This window comes from Paenibacillus tengchongensis (assembly GCF_008973665.1).
GTDB classification, from domain to species: Bacteria; Bacillota; Bacilli; order Paenibacillales; family Paenibacillaceae; genus Paenibacillus_AQ; species Paenibacillus_AQ tengchongensis.
This window is the reverse complement of the sequence record NZ_WACP01000002.1, coordinates 272666-290791: the sequence shown is the minus strand read 5'-3', so window position 1 is coordinate 290791 and position 18126 is coordinate 272666. Positions and strand designations below refer to the sequence as shown.

General features: G+C 58.0%; 13 protein-coding genes. 7 read left to right on the top strand and 6 right to left on the bottom strand.

Annotation, left to right across the window (positions count from 1 at the left end):
- Nucleotides 1-76: 76 nt before the first annotated feature.
- A complete protein-coding gene (locus F1381_RS04200; protein WP_151733568.1) occupies nt 77-1084 on the bottom strand; it encodes a LacI family DNA-binding transcriptional regulator in 1008 nt (335 codons plus the stop codon).
- Between the two features lie 275 nt (nt 1085-1359).
- Between F1381_RS04200 and F1381_RS04195 the strand changes: the two genes are divergently transcribed.
- The 4 genes from F1381_RS04195 to pepT all read left to right on the top strand — a co-directional run bounded on the left by F1381_RS04195 (nt 1360) and on the right by pepT (nt 6052).
- Complete coding sequence (locus F1381_RS04195) at nt 1360-2373, top strand: LLM class flavin-dependent oxidoreductase (protein ID WP_151733567.1); 1014 nt, start codon at nt 1360-1362, stop codon at nt 2371-2373.
- Nucleotides 2374-2851: 478 nt separating this feature from the next.
- Entirely contained in the window at nt 2852-4003 is a 1152-nt protein-coding gene (locus tag F1381_RS04190) for a hypothetical protein (RefSeq protein WP_151733566.1), read from the top strand.
- A 26-nt stretch (nt 4004-4029) separates the two neighbouring features.
- Nucleotides 4030-4722 (top strand): class D sortase, encoded by a 693-nt coding sequence (locus F1381_RS04185; RefSeq protein WP_151733565.1) that lies wholly within the window; start codon nt 4030-4032, stop codon nt 4720-4722.
- A 97-nt stretch (nt 4723-4819) separates the two neighbouring features.
- On the top strand, nt 4820-6052 hold the full coding sequence (gene pepT / locus F1381_RS04180) for a peptidase T (RefSeq protein WP_151733564.1): 1233 nt from the start codon (nt 4820-4822) through the stop codon (nt 6050-6052).
- Nucleotides 6053-6597: 545 nt separating this feature from the next.
- Here pepT and F1381_RS04175 read toward each other — a convergent pair.
- The 5 genes from F1381_RS04175 to F1381_RS04155 all read right to left on the bottom strand — a co-directional run bounded on the left by F1381_RS04175 (nt 6598) and on the right by F1381_RS04155 (nt 13327).
- A complete protein-coding gene (locus F1381_RS04175; protein ID WP_151733563.1) occupies nt 6598-7989 on the bottom strand; it encodes an ABC transporter substrate-binding protein in 1392 nt (463 codons plus the stop codon).
- A gap of 90 nt (nt 7990-8079) precedes the next feature.
- Complete coding sequence (locus F1381_RS04170) at nt 8080-9723, bottom strand: response regulator (protein WP_187355189.1); 1644 nt, start codon at nt 9721-9723, stop codon at nt 8080-8082.
- A complete protein-coding gene (locus tag F1381_RS04165) occupies nt 9692-11476 on the bottom strand; it encodes a sensor histidine kinase (RefSeq protein ID WP_151733561.1) in 1785 nt (594 codons plus the stop codon). Before F1381_RS04165 ends, F1381_RS04170 begins: the two co-directional genes overlap by 32 nt.
- A 45-nt stretch (nt 11477-11521) precedes the next feature.
- Nucleotides 11522-12340: a carbohydrate ABC transporter permease gene (locus F1381_RS04160; protein WP_425495248.1), complete on the bottom strand. Its 819-nt coding sequence runs from the start codon at nt 12338-12340 to the stop codon at nt 11522-11524.
- A 90-nt stretch (nt 12341-12430) separates the two neighbouring features.
- Nucleotides 12431-13327, bottom strand: a complete 897-nt coding sequence (locus tag F1381_RS04155; protein WP_151733559.1) for a carbohydrate ABC transporter permease — start codon at nt 13325-13327, stop codon at nt 12431-12433.
- A 251-nt stretch (nt 13328-13578) separates the two neighbouring features.
- Between F1381_RS04155 and F1381_RS04150 the strand changes: the two genes are divergently transcribed.
- From F1381_RS04150 to F1381_RS04140, 3 genes are all read left to right on the top strand, one after another.
- Nucleotides 13579-16146: a heparinase II/III domain-containing protein gene (locus tag F1381_RS04150; RefSeq protein ID WP_151733558.1), complete on the top strand. Its 2568-nt coding sequence runs from the start codon at nt 13579-13581 to the stop codon at nt 16144-16146.
- Nucleotides 16147-16149: 3 nt separating this feature from the next.
- Nucleotides 16150-16470: a cupin domain-containing protein gene (locus F1381_RS04145; RefSeq protein ID WP_151733557.1), complete on the top strand. Its 321-nt coding sequence runs from the start codon at nt 16150-16152 to the stop codon at nt 16468-16470.
- A gap of 242 nt (nt 16471-16712) precedes the next feature.
- Nucleotides 16713-18092 carry an MATE family efflux transporter gene (locus tag F1381_RS04140; protein ID WP_151733556.1) on the top strand — a complete coding sequence of 460 codons (1380 nt, stop codon included), beginning with the start codon at nt 16713-16715 and terminating at the stop codon, nt 18090-18092.
- Nucleotides 18093-18126: the final 34 nt, after the last annotated feature.

The following is an 18126-nucleotide window of genomic DNA, read 5'->3' as shown; positions in this document are numbered from 1 at the left end:
TCAGTGTGAAAAGCTTTTCAGAATAATGGGAATACCTCCGGATTTCCGCAGCCGTCCGGATGATTCTGCAGGCCATTTATGCCCTTTCCCTTGAGGATTCTCTTACAATCAGCTTGTGTTCCATCTTCTCTCTGGTTACGGCTACTGCGCCGGTGCTCAGCAGCTCGTGCAGCTTCTCGGCAGCACGGTATCCAAGCTGGTAAATGGGCTGGGCTATGGTCGTCAGCTTGGGAATGAACATGCTCGCCATCCGCAAATTATCGAAGCCGATGACGGACACCTGCCCCGGCACGAGTATGCCGCGGTCCTTTAAATAGGAAACGGCGCCCATGGCAAATTCGTCGGCCACACAGAATACGGCCGTAAGCTCCGGGTAGGCTCCGAACAGCTCATGCGCGGCGTGATACGCATGCTCGAAGCGGTGGTTGGCGAAGCGCGCCTTCACGATGTTCCTCTCCAGTCCCGCTTCCGTCAGCGCCCTCACAAATCCGTTGTAACGCGGCGGTCCGGAGACGGAATTGTCATGATTGAAGCCGATCATGCCAATCTCCCTGTGCCCGAGCTCGACCAGGAAACGGACCGCATCATACGCGGCCTGCTCATCGTCCACCTCTACGGAGGGCACATCAAATTCATCGGAATGCGAAGACACCAGCACGAACGGAATCCGGCAGCCGACAAGCTTCTCGTAGTATTCGGGATACAGTACATCGCTGGCAAACACAATCCCGTCGACCTGCTTCTCGTAAAAAGCGTCGATATAGGACAGCAGGCGCTCCTTATCCCGGTCTGTGTTGCAGATCATCAGACTGTAGCCCAGCTTGATGCAGGCATCCTGCATTCCACGGATGACACCGGAGAAATACAGGTTCTCAATGTCGGGAATAAGCAGGCCCAGCATGTAGGATTTCTTGTAGATGAGGCCTCTGGCGAACCCGTTGGGCTGGTAGCGTAGCTGCGCGATAGCTTCCATCACCCGGATACGCTTGCTCTCGACGACCGTATGCGGTGCATTCATAACCCTGGACACTGTGCTGATCGATACTTCCGCCAGCTTGGCGACGTCTCGAATGGTAGGTTTCATTGCAGCAACTTCCTTTGAGAAAAGCTTTTCACTGGGATTATAGCAAGGGGCACCGGTATTGACAAGAGACTTTTGGTACCGCTTACATTATTTTTTTCCGCCGCCTTGTCCCGGTTCTATTCCTTGCCCAGTGTGCAGCTAAAATCCTGCATATACCGATTGCAACTTACTTAAAGTGTGTAAATAATATTATTTCATGGTATAATTACCGGGTGAATTTGATCTCCACTGCAAATACTGCTAAGTATTGCATATCCGAACAGGAGGGAAGTTTCGTGAAACCATTAAAGGACATTCCTATCTCCGTGCTGGACCTTTCTCCGATTGTGGAGGGAGGGACCGCTGCGGATTCTCTTCATAACACGCTCGATCTGGCCCGTCATGCGGAAGACTGGGGCTACCGCCGCTACTGGCTGGCCGAGCACCACAATATGCCCGGCATCGCCAGCTCCGCCACGGCGGTGGTCATCGGCCATGTCGCGGCCGGCACCCGCACCATCCGTGTCGGCTCCGGCGGCATTATGCTGCCGAACCACGCCCCGCTGGTGATCGCCGAGCAGTTCGGCACGCTGGAGTCGCTGTATCCCGGCCGGATCGATCTCGGGCTCGGCCGGGCACCGGGCTCGGACCAGGCTACGGCCAGGGCGCTGCGCCGCGGGCTCGGCACCACCGGCAATGAATTTCCCGAGCAGCTCAGCGAGCTGCGCGCGTTCTTTGATCCGAACGGTGCAGGCTCCCGTCCGCTTGGCGTGCGCGCTTTTCCCGGCGAAGGCCTGAATGTGCCGATCTGGCTGCTCGGCTCCAGCGGCTTCAGCGCCCAGCTGGCGGCCCAGCTCGGGCTGCCGTTTGCTTTTGCCAGCCACTTCGCGCCGGATTATCTGCTGCCCGCACTGCATCTGTACCGCACCGGCTTTAAGCCGTCCGCAGTGCTGGATAAGCCGCATGTGATGGTGGGTCTGGGAATCACCGCAGCCGACACTGCGGAACAAGCGCGCTACCTGGCTACCTCGCAGCAGCAGCAGTTCCTGAACATTATCCGCGGCCGCACAGGCAAGCTGCAGCCGCCGGTGGACAGCATGGAGGGCATCTGGTCCCCGCAGGAGAAAGCGCTCCTGCTCGACAAGCAGCACTATTCCATTGCCGGTGACCCGTCCGCGCTGAAGGAAAGGCTGCTGCAAATATTCGAGGAAACAGACGCCGATGAGTTCATCATAGCCTCGCAGATTTACGACCATTCCGCGCGCCTGCGTTCCTATGAGCTTGTAGCGGAGCTTTTTAAGGGCAATTAATTTAACCAGCCCATATCTTACAATCGCATATACCTGTTCTGCCGAGCAAGGAATGATCCCGGTTTGGGTGGCTGATGCCATCCCGGGCCCATTTCTTGCTTTTTTTACTTTTCTCCGGGTGTATTGTTCGTTATAAGATCCATACATACTGAATGATGTATTGGAAAAATGAAGAATAGCGGAGGAAACGGATGTATTATTTTGCTAAATATTGATTTTCCCCTGATTTCACCAATAATTATGAGCAAACCGCACTTCTCTTTATTTAAATAATTGATTATACTAAGTTTATTCGTTATAACGAACATTCATAGCCGCTGCCCGCTGTCCCCTCTGCTCCGCGAAACAGGGCGCCAACATGGTAGTATTGCGGAATACCACTCACTTCGCCGAAGGATGTGGAAACCGGCCGAATGAAGCGGGGAAATGTCGCCAAATGCCGGAGGCGCAGAAGCCTCCAGATGAAAGGAGCGGGGAAATGAAGATCAAACATCACTCGGTCTTTATCGGTGCCTATATTCTAATCGTTCTGGCCGGTGTCGTCTGGCATGCCGGAGGGGTAAGCGCCGAAGATACCATCAAGCTGAAGGTGAACTCGCACACAACAAGCCAGGCAGTGATGGATAATATGCAGCCGGGTGACGAGATGAGCTCTGAATATACCGTCATTAACGACGGGAATGAACGGTTTACTTATTACGTGGATTTCAAGTACCAGTCGGGAAGCAAGGAACTGTTTGAAGTTTTGCAGATGACGCTTGAAAAAGAGGGAGTAACCCTCTACTCCGGAGCCATGAGCGCAGCGGAGGGCCGGGTTGCCATCGGCAGCCTGCCCGGGGGCGGACAGGAAAAAATCAGGATGGACGTCATTTTCCCCCCGGAAGCCGGAAATGAGTTTCAGGGGAAGTCGGCCAGCGTTGCTTTTGAGTTCTCCGCTTCTGCGGTGCCGGACCCGACTGCCGGACCTTCGGCCACACCGACGGCTACGGCAACACCTGAGGCCAGCGCGTCTCCTACAGCTACTGCTTCCAGTACACCTGAGGCCAGCGCGACTCCGACAGCTACTGCTTCCAGTACGCCTGAGGCCAGCGCGACTCCGACCGCTACGGCTTCCAGTACGCCTGAGGCCAGCGCGTCTCCTACAGCTACTGCTTCCAGTACACCTGAGGCCAGCGCAACTCCGACCGCTACGGCTTCCAGTACGCCTGAGGCCAGCGCAACACCGACCGCTACGGCTTCCAGTACGCCTGGGGCCAGTGCGACTCCGACGGCTACAGCTACTGTAGTTCCAACGAGCTCACCGGTAACAACTCCGGTTCAGACGGCTCCGCCGGCCACGGCTTCACCAGCCGCTACCGAGGTCACCCTCACCGATGAGCCTGTGCCGATGGGTGCAGGAGGAGATGAGCCTTCACCTGATCCGGGCAGCGCCGGAAGTGTGGATGCAGGCGCTACCGCTACACCGGAACCGGAGATCGTGCTGGAGGACGACGAGCTGCCGCTCGCCGCTCCGGAGGATGACAGCGAGCTTCCGGATACCGCCGGGCCATGGTATAACCTGATCGCGGTCAGCCTGATCGTTGCTGCGCTCAGCATCCTCGCTTTGCGCAAGCTGAGAACCAAGAAATAACGTTATAAGGATTTGGAGGAGAGAGCATGCAGAAGAAGCGTTCCGGTCTGGTCCTTGCCGTGAAGCTGATTCTCATGCTCTCTTTGTGCGTATTGGTGTATTCGGTAATTCAGGTGTTCCGGGGGCCGGCAGAGGCACAGGAAGCCCTCAGCGAATGGACGAAAAAGAGGGAGGAAGCCGTTGCTCCCGTCCAAACCGGGGACGAGATTCCGTTGACTGCCGAAATGGCTGCCATGGCCGAACCGGCTGATCCAGCTGCACCAGGTTCGGCAAACAAAAGCGGAACAGCAGCCGCTGAATATGCGGAGGGAGAAGTAATCGGCGAAATTTCTTTTCCGCGTCTCGGGAAACGGGTCGCGATTCTGGAGGGTACCGGGAAGGCCCAGCTTAAGAAAGGCGCCGGACATTATGCAGGCAGCGCCGTCATCGGCGCAAACGGCAACAGCGTACTGGCCGGACACCGCGATTCCGTCTTCCGGGGTCTGGGGGACCTTCAGGCCGGGGACCGGATCGAGGTAGAGACCGCTGACGGCAGGTTCACCTATGAGGTTACGGGAAGTGTCATTGTAGATGAAGATGCGCGAGGAGCGATCAAGCCGAGTACTGAACCGTTGCTGACGCTGATTACCTGTTATCCTTTCGGCTACGTCGGGCCGGCCCCCGACCGTTATTTGCTGTCGGCCTCCCTGCTCCATGCGGAGCCTTTGGTTGTCCGTTAAGAACGCTCCTTTCGCGGGCAGGCCGCCGGGATGAGTCCGGATGCAGAAAGTGATAATATAGAAGAAGATCTGATTTGAACTAAGGAGCTGAGCGGATTTGAAGGACGAGCTGATCGGGCGTTTTATTACATACGCCACAATGGATACCCAATCAAATGAGGACAACGATACCTGTCCTTCCACACCGGGACAGCTGGAGCTGGCCCATAAGCTGGTGCAAGAGCTGCTGGTATTGGGACTGACCGAGGTTACGGTGGACGAGCATGCCTATGTTATGGCCACTCTGCCGGCCAACACCGACAAGGAGGTTCCTGTCATCGGCTTTCTGGCCCATCTGGACACGGCGACCGATTTCACGGGCAAGGATGTCAAGCCGCAGATTGTCGAGAATTATGACGGCAACGATATCATTCTGAATGCAGCGCAGAATATTATCCTCAGCACGGCAAGCTTTCCGGAGCTGAGCCATTACCGGGGGCATACGCTGATTACGACAGACGGCACCACGCTGCTTGGAGCGGACAACAAGGCAGGCATTGCCGAGATTATGACGGCGATGGCCTATTTGCTGGAGCACCCGGAAATCAAGCACGGCAAGATCCGCGTCGCCTTTACGCCGGATGAGGAGATCGGCCGGGGGCCGCATAAATTCGATGTCGCCAAGTTCGGCGCTTCTTATGCCTATACTGTAGACGGAGGCCCGCTCGGCGAGCTGGAGTATGAAAGCTTCAACGCCGCTGCCGCCAAAATCACCTTCAAGGGCGTCAGCGTCCATCCCGGAACCGCCAAAGGCAAAATGATTAATTCAGCCAAAATCGCGATGGCCTTTCACCTGCGCCTCCCCGCCGGCGAAGCCCCGGAATTCACGGAAGGCTATGAGGGCTTCTTCCATCTGACCTCCATGCAGGGCTCGGCCGAGCTCAGCACGCTGCAGTATATTATCCGCGACTTTGACCGGGCGCAATTCGAGAACCGCAAAGCGCTGCTGGCCACAATCGCCGATGAGTTCAAATTGACCTATGGCGAGGACCAGATAGTGCTCGAACTGCGGGACCAATACTACAATATGCGCGAGAAAATCGAGCCCGTGCGCCACATCGTCGATATCGCCCAAGAGGCGATGGAGAACCTCGGCATCACGCCGGTCATCCGCCCGATCCGCGGCGGCACGGACGGTTCACAGCTGTCCTATATGGGCATGCCTACGCCGAATATTTTCACCGGCGGCGAGAACTTCCACGGCAAATTTGAATACGCCTCTGTCGATGTGATGCTGCAGGCAGTACAGGTGATTGTGGAAATCGCCAAGCTGTTCGAGCAAAAGGCGTAGCCTTCAGCCTCGCAGCTGTCCCGCTGCAAGGAGGGTATCGGCAACGGAGCACCGCTTCTGCTTGAGTCCGAAGTTTTACGGCAACCATTATTGTTGGGCAAAGGCTGCCCCTTATCACCTGCCCCTGTTCCGTTTGGATAATGACGCACTCAGTAAACGCAGCTTTGTCCGATAACGGGCATTACACAGCCATCTCCATGAGCCCCCGGGCCATGGAGATGGCTTTTTATAAGCCCCCGGACGAAAGCCGATTCTCCGCCCCCCGCACTGCACAGTTCCATCTCGTCCAGATCCTGCTTCCCCGATTCTTGTATCTCCTAAACGGACACCAGGGCCTTTATTTCGGGAAATCCTGCCTTCCCTCCCATGCGCAAACTCCTATCAATCACCACCAGATCGAACTGCCTTAAAAGCGTTTACATACGTTCCTCCGGCAGCTCAGCTTTCATTTCAACCCCCCGGCGGCACCCCCGTATGGATATACAGCTGCGTATAAAAAAATGCAGCACCCGTTACGGGTGCTGCGCTCCTCCTGCCTAAGCCGCTTATTTATCCGACAACGATTTCTGCAGGCTGCCGGCGTCGAAGTCCGGCTGTGCTTCGATGGTGGTGTCGCCCGCCGCCTTCGCCTTTTCCAGCGCTGCGTTATAGCGGGCATTCAGATCCTCCAGCTCCTTATCCAGATCGCCGCCGCCAAAAATATATCTGTTGAAGACGTCAACCTTCTTCATGCCCTCCAGACGGCCCTCGGTGATGACGATCGGCGTGGCCGGATAAATGCCGTCATAAGCAGTCGGCAGGAAGTATTCGATGCCCGGAATGTCCGGAGCCTTCGCCGCCGCAGCGACCGACGGGATGACCGATACGCCGTAGCCGCCTTCCTGGTAAGCCACCTGGACTTCATCACTGTACAGCCATTCGATGAACTTCCAGGCCTCTTCCTTATGCCCCGAGTCCTTGCTCATGGCCAGATAGCTGCCGGCGATAACCTGGCTGGCCCCGTTCTGCGTGCCGTCGATAGTCGGCGGCAGCGCTGCGGCCCAGTTGACTTCCGTAGGAAACTGGGTCTTATAGACGCTCGGTTCTACAGAGTGGTTGAAGTACATGCCGATCTTGCCTTGGGCAAACTGCGCGCGCAGCGGATCGATATCCAGCGATTCCGAGCCCGGCAGCATGCTGCCGTCCTGCTCGATCTGGCGCAGCGCCTCGGCTACTTCTTTATACATGCCGAAGTCGAACTGGCCGGTCTGGAAATCGAAGCCCTCAGTGCCGGCATTCTTGCTCAGCGTAGTAATCGGATACGCGATCCGTTCAAAGCCGCTGGAGCTCTTGAAGTTGCCGGCGAAGCCGTAGGCACCGCTGCTCTTGCCGGCTTCCGTAATTTTCTTGGCGTCCTCTACCATCTCCGCCAGTGTAGTCGGCGGTTCAGTAATGCCGGCCTGCTCGAACAGATCGACATTGTAGATCAGCCGCCAGAACTGGCCGATATTCGGCAGGGTGTAGATTTGTCCGTCCACAGTGTTCTTCTCATTGATCAGCACATTCTCGAACCGGCTCTTCATCTCCTCCGACATGTAGCTGTCGAACGATTCCAGATAGCCCTTCTTCACCCAGGTAGGCACATTGCCCGTATCTACCCGGAGAATGTCCGGCGCCTGCTTGCTGGAGAATGCAATATCCACCGACTGGGCGTAATTCTCGGCCATCACCTTCAGCTCAATGTCAATTTCAGGATGGAGCCCTTCATATTCGCTGATCTTCTGCTCAATAAAGTCCGAATCATGACGGTCAATGCTCCAGTATACCAGCTTGGTCTGTCCGGCTGCGGCAGCCGCTTCACCGTTTGCCTCCGTATTGTCCTCCGCAGACGAGCAGGCGGCCAGCGACCCGGCCAGCAACAATGAGGTACCTGCCAGCAGCCATTGTTTTCTAATCATGATGATGCCTCCCTTTGATGTTTGTAATCGCATTCATTTCTTATAAAAATTATAGTTTCCCGCGGGAAACCGGAGTGAAGGAGAAAACAACTATTCAGGGGAGAGGAAATCACTGTTTGCACTCTCCAGGGCCGAGGCGTACTTGGCGCGGAAATCCGTCGGCGTCATGCCGGTGGTTCTTTTAAACAATTCGGTAAAATAAGGCCGGTCCTCATACCCCAGGGAAATGGCGATATCCTGCACCTGCATGCCTTCCAGCACCAGCTCCTTGGCCTTGTCCATTCTCCGGCCGATAATGTACTGGGTCAGCGTCATGCCGGTCTCCTTCTTGAACAGATTGGAGAAATAGCTCGGGCTCAGATGAACATGGCGCGCGCAATCAGCGACCGAGATATTCTCGTGCAAATGGCTGCTGATGTACGCGATGGCCCGCTCTACCAGCACACGCGTCTCACTGGACTGGCGGGCCTGCACATAGCGGCAGCCCTCGCGGCAGAACTCGCGGATCCGGCGGCGCAGCTCCTCAAAGGAGGCCGCCTGGTTCATCGCGGCCAATTGAAGCTCCAGCGCTTTGACCTCTTCGTCCGAAGCCTTCTCCATAAACACACGGTGGACCGCCAGCGCCAGCTCCAGAGACAGCGTCTTGATCATCGCCGGATCGGGCAGAAACGCAGGGTTCATCCATTCCTTCCAGATGACCTCCAGCTGCTCCTCCGCCTGGGCCAGATTGGCCGAACGCAGACAGTACAGCAGCTCCTTCTCTTTGTCATAGGAGTAACGCGGCATGGCCGCCTGGGCACTTCTCTCCTCCGAATGGCGGTACACGCTGTTGCCGCCGCTCAGGAAGGTCTGGGCGAGCGCCGACAACGCCTGGGCGTAGGATGCGGACAGCTCCCCCGTCTCTTCCACCACGCCGCCGAGCCCGATCGACACCGTCTGATAGGTGTGGCGGCCGACATTCTCCCGGCACCGCTCCGCCAGCTGCTCCGGATCCAGCGCTCCGGGCGGATTCATCACAATGACGAACTGGCTGACATGCTCACGGAACACAATGCCCTGGGTGAAGCCGGCCACCGTCTCCTCCAGAATATTCTGGACCGCGAACCGGATCAGCTCTACCTCATGAACGGGCAGCGCAGCGGTACGCTCGGCGAAGAAATCAATCTCCGCCACCATTACGCAGAAGCGCCGGCTTTCCATACGGATGCCGTAGAAGTCCCATTGCTGGGCCTGGCGCTGCTGCCGGGTGCCGTAGCGGATCAGCAGCCGCATATATTCCTGGCGCAGATAGGGGAGGCTTTCCCGCAGCTTCTGCTCCATGCCCCGCATCTGCTCGGCCTGGCTGTGCTCGCGCTCCAGCATCTCCTTGGCCTTGAGCACAGTCTCCAGCACCTGGCATTTGGTGAACGGCTTGACGATCAGGTCGAAGGCCCCCAGCTTGATGGCTTCCTGGGCATAGGCGAAATCGGAGTACCCGGTCAGGAAGATCAGCTTGATCCCCGGAATCTCGGCCTGGATGGTCCGCATCATTTCCAGACCGTCCATGAACGGCATCCGGATATCGGTCAACACGATGTCCGGACGGTGCCGGCGGATTTGCGCCAGCCCTTCCCTGCCGTCCGCCGCCGTAGCGGCGACGGTGATGCCGTGCTCCTCCCAGGGAATCCGCGTGCTCAGGCCCCGGACCACTGCCGGGATATCGTCAACGATGCAAATTTTGATGGATGGATTCATACTGGTTTCCGCCCTCCAAAGGAATTGATAGCGTGGCTTCGGTTTCAATAAACGGCTCGCTGCGGAAAGATAAACTCGCCTCGCGGCCATAATACAGCTGCAGGCGGCTGCAGATATTGGAGAGCGCATACCCTCCGCTGCCGCCCGGTTCCTTCAGCCGCGCGTTCAGCTCTTCCGCGTCGACGCCGGCTCCGTTGTCGCTGACCCTTATCACCAGTCTTCCTTCCACCTCCTCTACGGCAATGCGGATCAAGCCGCCTGTGCGCTTCTCCTTCAATCCGTGGAGAATGGAGTTCTCGACCAGGGGCTGCAGCAGAATCTTCAGTATAGGAAGCGTCTGCAGCTCCGGCGGCGAAGTGATGGTGTATTGGAACAAGCCCTCATAGCACTGCTGCTGCAGGTTCAAATATTGGCGCACATGCTCCAGCTCTTGGCCCAGCGTCGTGATCTCCCGGCCATTGTTCAGACCGAGCCGGAACAGGGCCGACAGCGAGATGACCATCTCTTTGGCGTCTTCATATTCGTCCATTTCGCATTTCCAGAAAATCGTATTTAACGTGTTATATAAAAAATGCGGATCAATCTGCGCCTGCAGCGCCTTGATCTCCGCTTTCCGTTTCTCGTTCTCCGTCTCTTTGACTTCCAGGATCAGCTCGCCGATCCGGTCCAGCATCTGATTGAATTTACGCCCCGCTTCGCCGATTTCGTCCTGAAACGGGCTTTGAAACCGGGCGGACAGGTCCTCCTGCTCGACCCTTGCCATCGTCTTATGCAGCTTGAGCAGCGGGCCCAGCAGCAGGTTCGACAGATATTTCGCAAGCAGCAGCGCCATCCCGATGCACAGGGCCATCACGGTAAGCACGAGCCACTGGATGCTGCGGACAGGCTGCAGCAGCTCCTTCTTGGACTGGTAGCTGACCAGCAGCCAATCGGCGGCGTAGCGGGATTCGGTATAGCTGATCAGCAACGGCCCCGCTCCGGCGGCGCTGTATTCGAAATTGCCGTCCCCTTTTTCCCCCAGCTTGCCCAGGAAATCAGGTGAACGGCTCCAATCCGGGCGCTCCCCGTCCCCGAAGACGCTGGCCCCCGCTTTATTGATCAGCAGAAAGCGTGCGGAGCCCAGGCTGGCTCCGCCGCTGACCGCATCCTCCAGAATGTCTTCGTTGACGTTGACCGCCAGGAAGACATCCGGCACATAGTTCTCGGTAAGCGGCTGCAGCAGCAGGGAGATGACCTGGCGGCCGCCGGCGAACAGCTCATCCGGATGGCTCTCGACCCAATTGGATTCCGGATTGTTGCGGATCCGGTCGTACAGCGAGGTGTCCATGAACGCTACCGGTGTACGGCGCAGTCCGCCGGTGGAGTAGAAGTCGCCGTCCGGCGTCGTAATCAGGATGGAATCGATCGAATTCTCCGTCAGTTGGGCCTGGGTGAACGGGCTCTGCATCAGCGAGAAATTGGCGAAGAAGCGCTCCGTATTATGCGCCGATATATCGCGCATGGCCTGCTTATAGGCCTCGCTGAGCATCATGGTGGATGAAGCGACAATAATCTGCTTCAGCTTCTGGTCGAGCACATTGACCGACTGGACCAGCACGCTGCGGTTCAACTGGGTGGAATTGCGCTCCATCGCCCGCGCCGCGATGCCGTAGGCCAGCAAGCCGGTCACCGCGATGCAGAGCACCGTGAGCGCGGCGAACGAAACCCAGATCCGCTGCTTCAGGGAGGTCCGGTAAATCCAGGCCTTCAGCATGGTGTAACACCTCCGGAGTAGTAGCCGCTTACCGCTATCCCGTCCTTAGCCCTTCACAGAGCCGGCCGTCATCTGCATAAAGGATTTGTTGGCGAAGATGTAGACAACAATCATCGGCAGCATGGACAGGCAGGCCCCGGCCAGCATCAGCTGCGGCTGGGCCGCATCGCCGATGCCGTACTTCAGTCCGGCCAGCCCCACGGTCAGCGTCTGCAGCGCAGGCTGTGTCATCGTGAAGACGAGCGGCAGGATATATTCGTTCCAGGCGCCGCGGAAGGTCCAGAGAGCCGTAACCCCTAAGGCGGGTGTCAGCAGCGGCAAGATAACACGAAAGTATACGCTATAGAAGTTGCAGCCGTCAATAAACGCAGCCTCGTCCAGCTCGCGCGGAACCGCGCGGACAAAGCCGATCAGCATGAAGAACGCAGTGGCATGGGCGCTGATCAGGATGATGATGACGCCCCAGAGCGATTTTTGCAAACCCAGCGCCACCATCAGGTCAAACTGCGGCCGCAGCACTACCGCCCCGATTGAGATGAACAGGGTGCAGGATTGGATCATGACATACAGCTTCTTGCCGATAAAATCGACCCGTGCGACTGCATACGCCGCCATGGTGCCCACCAGCAGGGTGCCGAGCGTCGTAAATACGCTGATGAACACGCTGTTCCAGGTAAAACGGGCGAAGTTCGCCGTATTCCAGGCCTGCAGATAGTTGCCGAACTTCCATTCCTTCGGCAGCATCGTGGTGCCGGTCGTCAGCTCCAGATTCGTCTTCAGCGATCCGAAGAAGGCCAGAATAATCGGAAATAGAGCGAAGGCGGCCACCAGCAGCAGGAAGATCCACAGCAGCGTCCGGGACAGCAGCTTTTTGCTTTTGACGGAACGGGCGGTTTGTTCCACCGTTTTTGGTGCCGCCGCATGCAAGGTACTCAATGGTCATTCTCCTCTCTTTTAGTAGATATCATTCAGTTTCTTGGAAACGTAGAAATAAATCAGCGTAATCAAGCCGACAATTACGGCTGTAGCAAAGCCGACTGCGCTGCCGTAGCCGAACTGCTGGATGCTTGTGCCGCCGCTGGATACCGGGAAGAACAGCTTGTAGAGATAGAGGTACATGACTTCCGTCTTGCCGTAAGGACCGCCTTCGGTCAGCACCATAATGCTCTCGTAGCCCTTGAGCGAGACGGTAATGGCCAGCATAATGATCATCTGCAGCACAGGACCCAGCATCGGCACGGTAATGCTCCACATCTTGCGCAGCGGTCCGGCGCCGTCCAGGGAAGCCGCTTCGTACAGATCCTCGGGAATATTCTGCAGACCGGCGATGAAGAGCAGCATATAGTTGCCGACCGCGCCCCAAATGGCAATGATAATAGCCGTCAGGAGTGCGTATTTCGGCCCCAGCCAGTCAATGGGAGCGGATACAATTCCGGAGCCGACCAGCAGCTGGTTCACCATGCCGTTGTAGGAATTGAAAATGACGTAGAACACAATCGCCATCACCGAAGCGCTGATCACCGTAGGCAAAAAGTAAACTGCCCGCAGCAGCTGCCGGCCCTTCAGGGCGCGGTTCAGGATTACAGCCAGCACGAAGGAGAGGGGCAGCGTAACCAGCAGTTTGCCTCCGGCATAGATGAAGGTGTTGACCACTGAATGCCAGAACTCCTTATCACGGAACAGCCGTTCAAAATTGTCCAGGCCGATATATAGCGGCTCACCGAAGCCCTGATAATCGTAGAACATGTACTTTAAAGCCCAAAAAATCGGATACACCCCGAAGATCAGCGTCAGGATCAGACTCGGGGCGACGAAGGTCCAGGCGTTAATCTGGCGTCTCGCTTGATTCATGTGTATTTCCTCCTGTCATTGTTCTCTTGTCCTATACCTCAATGATAGTTCGCTGCAGGCGAAGCGGTTAGGGGGAAAGCGACTGTGCTTGGGGGGAGAAATCCACTTTTTCATCGTTCATTTCAGTAGCTTTGTCCCCTCCCCTCACGCTGTTTATCCATCCCGCCTCCGCACAGAGGCCAGTTATACTATAGGAAACAAGCAGGCGTAAGCGAAGCATCATTACACATATGAGGGGGCTTGGACAGCCGATGAACACAGCACAAGGCAGCGGAACCGCAACCCGTCCGTTCGGCTGCTACACGCAGGAACAGTTGGGTGCATTACACACCCGGACCGCTGATATCCCGATGATCAAGGAGGAATTCGAACGCCAGCGGCAATTATCCGATCAGTTCGCCGCCAGAGAAGCCGCCTCCGGTCTCCACCGGCTCGGGGCGTACCGGGTGGAGCCGTTTGTCTTCCGTACACCGGCGGATGCCGCATATGTCCGGCTGGCTGTGCTTATACAAGGCGAAGGGGAAGCGCGGATCGGCGGCTTGACCTTCCAGCACTCCGGGCTGGGGCTGCCGGTGAAGCTGGCGAACGGCAGCTTCACGGATGGCCTCGAAGGCTGGCAGGCGGAAGCAGGGGAAGGCAGTCTGGTCTGCCTGGAAGGCATGGCACCGGGACAGGAAGCGCTGGTCGCATCCGGCGCCAATCCGGCCGCACAGACTGCAGCCGATGCTGAGCCGCACTGCGTCTTCATTGCCAACCGCAGGCCGGCGGATGTAACTGCCCTGCGCTATGAGCAGGCTGTACCGGTGCGGCCGGGCGAGCATTACAGCGTACAGACGGCGCTGAGCCTGGACGCTCCGCTGTCCGGCGGCATCTGGGCCGAGGTCACCTTCCTGGACCCGGCGGGACAGCCGCTCGGGACGGCTCTGCCGGACAAGCCATTCAACCGGCCGACACTCACCAACTGGTCATATCTGCTGGAAGCAGCGGGGGCCGACGCCAATCTGTTCATGGTGCAGCAGGAGCTGGAGTACGCCGTAAGGGCGGCCCGGAAGCTGGCCTACATGCTGCAGGACATGCTGCAGGGCATGGAGCTCTTCCGCCGGGACGGCTGGCATGATGACGATACTTATGGGGCGGTTCATATCGGGCGGGGCCTGGCGGTTACCTCGGTCATCTATGACCAGATTGCCGGCTCCGGCGTCCTGCCCTCCGCCGGGCAGGAAGAAATGCTCGCCCGCTTCCGCCACATCGCCGGCATCATGATGGACACCCGGTATTACCGGTTCGATGCGGAGAGCTGGCCGGACGAGAAGGGCGGCAAACGCAGCAACTGGAATGCGGACCGTGCCACCGGCCTCGGCGTGTATGCGCTGCTCTTCCCGCAGGAGGCGCGGTCCGGAGAGTTGCTGGAGCATGCGCTCTCCGTCATCAATTGGCAGCTGCGGGAGGTGGTGGATGCGGACGGCGCCTGGCCGGAGAATATCCGCTATCACGGCGCTGTGCTCCACCGCTACTTCCTGTTCTTCGCCCTGCTGAGCCGGCTGAAGGGCATCGACTATTTCGCCCATGACAAGGTGAAGGCCATGTACCGCTTCCTTGTTGGAACCTCGACCGTCGCTGATGCCCTGCAGCCCGGTCCGGACGGCTGGCCGCGGCTGCTCACCCCGGCGGTGGGCGACGCCAATGTTCAGGAGCAGTGGTTCCGGCTGCTCGGGTATGCCGCCCCGTTCTATGCGGACGAAGACCCGCAGCTGGCGGGAGAAATGATCTGGGCCTGGAAGCGGGGCGGCTCTCCCGTGCGGGACAACGGGGCCTATCCGTTCCCGCTGGCGGCGCTGCTGTATCCGCAGCCGGAGCTGCCGGAGTGCAAGCCGGAGCGGAGTTCCGTGCATTATCCCGGCATCGGGTATGTGATCTTCCGCGAGGAACCCTCGCCGGAGCAGGGACATTACGCGATTTACGAGGCTTCGCCGCTGACGTACCACGCCCATCATGACGAGGGCCACTTCTCGATCTGGGCGGACGGTGTACCCGTCACCCTGGATGCCGGAACCGGCGGCTACTACAACGGCGACAGGCACTGGTATGTGTCCGGCCGCGCCCATAACGTGGTGCAGTTCGCCGGTGCGGACGGACAGTTCCGCAATGGGCCGCTGCAGAGCGAATGCCGGGAGGTCTTCTTCTCGGCACGGGCCGATTATGCCCGCAGCCGCATTCCGGATGCAGGAGCGCAGGAGTACGAGCGGCATTTCCTCTTCGTTAAAGCAGGCTTCGAGGTCTACCTCGTCTGGGACCGGATCCGCGGGGGAGCGGACAGCGTCTGGAACCTGCATACGCTGAGCACCGGCGCCGATATAGACGTTCAGCGCATTGAGGCGGCGTGCCTCGGCGGGATGCGGCTGGACGTTCATATCGCCGAACCGGCCGCGCCTGTCATTACGGCCGGGGAAGGCGCCGTAGCGGGCGGCTACCCGCTGGGAACCCAGCAGCATTTCACCATCAGCGGACAGGCCGGAAGCGATTATGTCATCCTGCTGCAGCCCCGCGCTGCCGACCGGCCGCCGGTAAGCATAACCCTCCCGGATTGCGGACCGCTTCCGGAAGGAGTACGTTTATATGAGGTGACCGGCCGGGACGGGGCACGGCTGATCCTTGCGCTCAACGGCAGCGGACAGGCCGCGCTGATCCGGGTTCCCGGCGGCGGCACAGCTGAGCCGCTGATTGGAACCGGGGCAGCTGTACCCGGGGCAGGAGAATGGCTCCTTCTGCCCGGTGAGCTACAGGCATTTATATTAAATTCAACTAATCAGGAGGAATAGCTAATGAGCAATCTGGGAGTATGGGAACCGGCAGAGCCGGGTGTGAAGCGCTGCATTCTGAATGCCGCAGACAGCCTGATGATGATGGAGGTGCATTTCGAGAAGGGCGCCGAAGGCTATGAGCACAGCCATCCGCATGAGCAGATGAGCTACTGTCTGCGCGGCAGCTTCACCTTCCGTATCGACGGCAGGGAGTATGCGCTGGAGGCCGGCGGCAGCATTGCCATTCCGCGCAATGCCAAGCACGGCGTGACCGCGCTGGAAGACGGCTCGGCGCTGCTGGATGTGTTCACGCCGATTCGCGAAGATCTGCTGAAGCGGTAAACCCTGCTGCGCCCGTTCAAGGGCAGAACATTTCAGGCAAAGAGGCAGCTGCAGCTGCCTCTGAACATATAACGTCGCCGCCCCTCATTCCGGGACGGCGGCGTTTTGCGTAAATATGCGAAAATACTGGTGGTATTTGCAGAATTATTAATGAAAATACTGCATTTTCATGAAAGCTGTGCTACCATACTCTTGGTCTGACATTAACGCTTCTGTAGCGATCACAATAAGAGGAGTACAAGATGGAACAAACGAAGCAACAATTCAGCCTGTTTAAGCTGACCTGGCCAATCTTTCTCGAGCTGTTTCTATTTATGCTGATGGGCAGTGTCGATACATTCATGATCAGCTCGGTATCGGATGATGCCGTGTCCGGGGTCGGGGCGGCGAACCAGATTATTGCCATGGCGATCCTGGTGCTCAGTGTCATCGGCAACGGCGCCGCCATCGTCGTCTCGCAATACCTGGGCTCCAAGAAGCCGCAGGAAGCCGCCCAAGTCACCGGCAATGCCATCACGCTGAACCTCGCGGTAGGTGTCGTGCTCAGCGCCGTGCTGCTGCTGTTCGGCGGCCAGCTGCTGAATGCGCTAAACGTGAAGGGCGACATCCTTGAACATGCCAAGGCATATATTCACATTGTCGGCGGCGGAATTTTTCTGCAGGCGCTGCTGAATGCGCTGGCGACGACCATCCGCACGTACGGCTTCACCAAGCAGACGATGCTGGTCTCCCTGCTGATGAATATCATCCATGTGGCCGGCAATTATCTGCTTATTTACGGACATTTCGGACTTCCGGCGCTGGGCGTAGAGGGTGCAGCCATTTCCACCGTCGCCAGCCGGTTCATCTGCCTGATTCTGTTCTTCCTGCTGCTGTACCGCATTATGGAGATCAAGGTCAAATGGAGCTATTACATCCATCTGTCCCGCAAGTATGTGCAGCAAATTTTCAAGATTGGCATCCCGTCGGCCTTTGAATCGATCACGTATCAATCCTGCCAGCTCGTCTTTACCATGTATATCACCTATCTGGGCGCCGAGGCTATGGCCACACGCCAGTATGCCGTGAATATCTCCAACTACATCTACCTGTTCAGCGTGGCGGTATCCATGGGCACTTCGATCATCGTCGGCCATCTGGTCGGGGCGCGCCGGACGGAAGAAGCCTACTCCCGTGTATTCGCCAGCGCCAAATGGGCGCTGCTGGTCACGGTCGTCATCGATATCCTGATTATTCTCGTCCGCGAGCCCCTCTTCGGTCTCTTCACGGACAACAAGCAGATCATCGCCATGGGGGCGTCGGTTCTGCTGCTTAGCTTCTTTCTGGAGACCGGGCGCACCTGCAATCTGGTCATCATCAACTCGCTCCGCGCATCGGGCGATGCAAAGTTCCCGGTCTACATGGGCCTTATCTCCATGGTGTGCATGAGCCTGCCGCTGGGCTATCTGCTGGTGTTCAAGCTGGATCTCGGCCTGGCCGGGGTATGGCTGGCCACCGCAGCGGACGAATGGGTCCGGGCGATCATTATGTACTTCCGCTGGAAGAGCAGAGCCTGGGAGAAGCACGGCCTGATCCAGCACGACACCGTGCAGCCGGCGCCGGCTGCCGCAGCTGCGCATTGATAAAGAACAGGGCAGGCGTCCCGTCAAGGTCATT

Bases quoted from the DNA above. Each gene is read 5' to 3' on its own strand.
- F1381_RS04200 (WP_151733568.1), bottom strand. From the start codon at position 1,084: ATGAAACCTACCATTCGAGACGTCGCCAAGCTGGCGGAAGTATCGATC.
- F1381_RS04190 (WP_151733566.1), top strand. From the start codon at position 2,852: ATGAAGATCAAACATCACTCGGTCTTTATCGGTGCCTATATTCTAATC.
- F1381_RS04185 (WP_151733565.1), top strand. From the start codon at position 4,030: ATGCAGAAGAAGCGTTCCGGTCTGGTCCTTGCCGTGAAGCTGATTCTC.
- F1381_RS04175 (WP_151733563.1), bottom strand. From the start codon at position 7,989: ATGATTAGAAAACAATGGCTGCTGGCAGGTACCTCATTGTTGCTGGCC.
- F1381_RS04170 (WP_187355189.1), bottom strand. From the start codon at position 9,723: ATGAATCCATCCATCAAAATTTGCATCGTTGACGATATCCCGGCAGTG.
- F1381_RS04165 (WP_151733561.1), bottom strand. From the start codon at position 11,476: ATGCTGAAGGCCTGGATTTACCGGACCTCCCTGAAGCAGCGGATCTGG.
- F1381_RS04155 (WP_151733559.1), bottom strand. From the start codon at position 13,327: ATGAATCAAGCGAGACGCCAGATTAACGCCTGGACCTTCGTCGCCCCG.
- F1381_RS04150 (WP_151733558.1), top strand. From the start codon at position 13,579: ATGAACACAGCACAAGGCAGCGGAACCGCAACCCGTCCGTTCGGCTGC.
- F1381_RS04145 (WP_151733557.1), top strand. From the start codon at position 16,150: ATGAGCAATCTGGGAGTATGGGAACCGGCAGAGCCGGGTGTGAAGCGC.
- F1381_RS04140 (WP_151733556.1), top strand. From the start codon at position 16,713: ATGGAACAAACGAAGCAACAATTCAGCCTGTTTAAGCTGACCTGGCCA.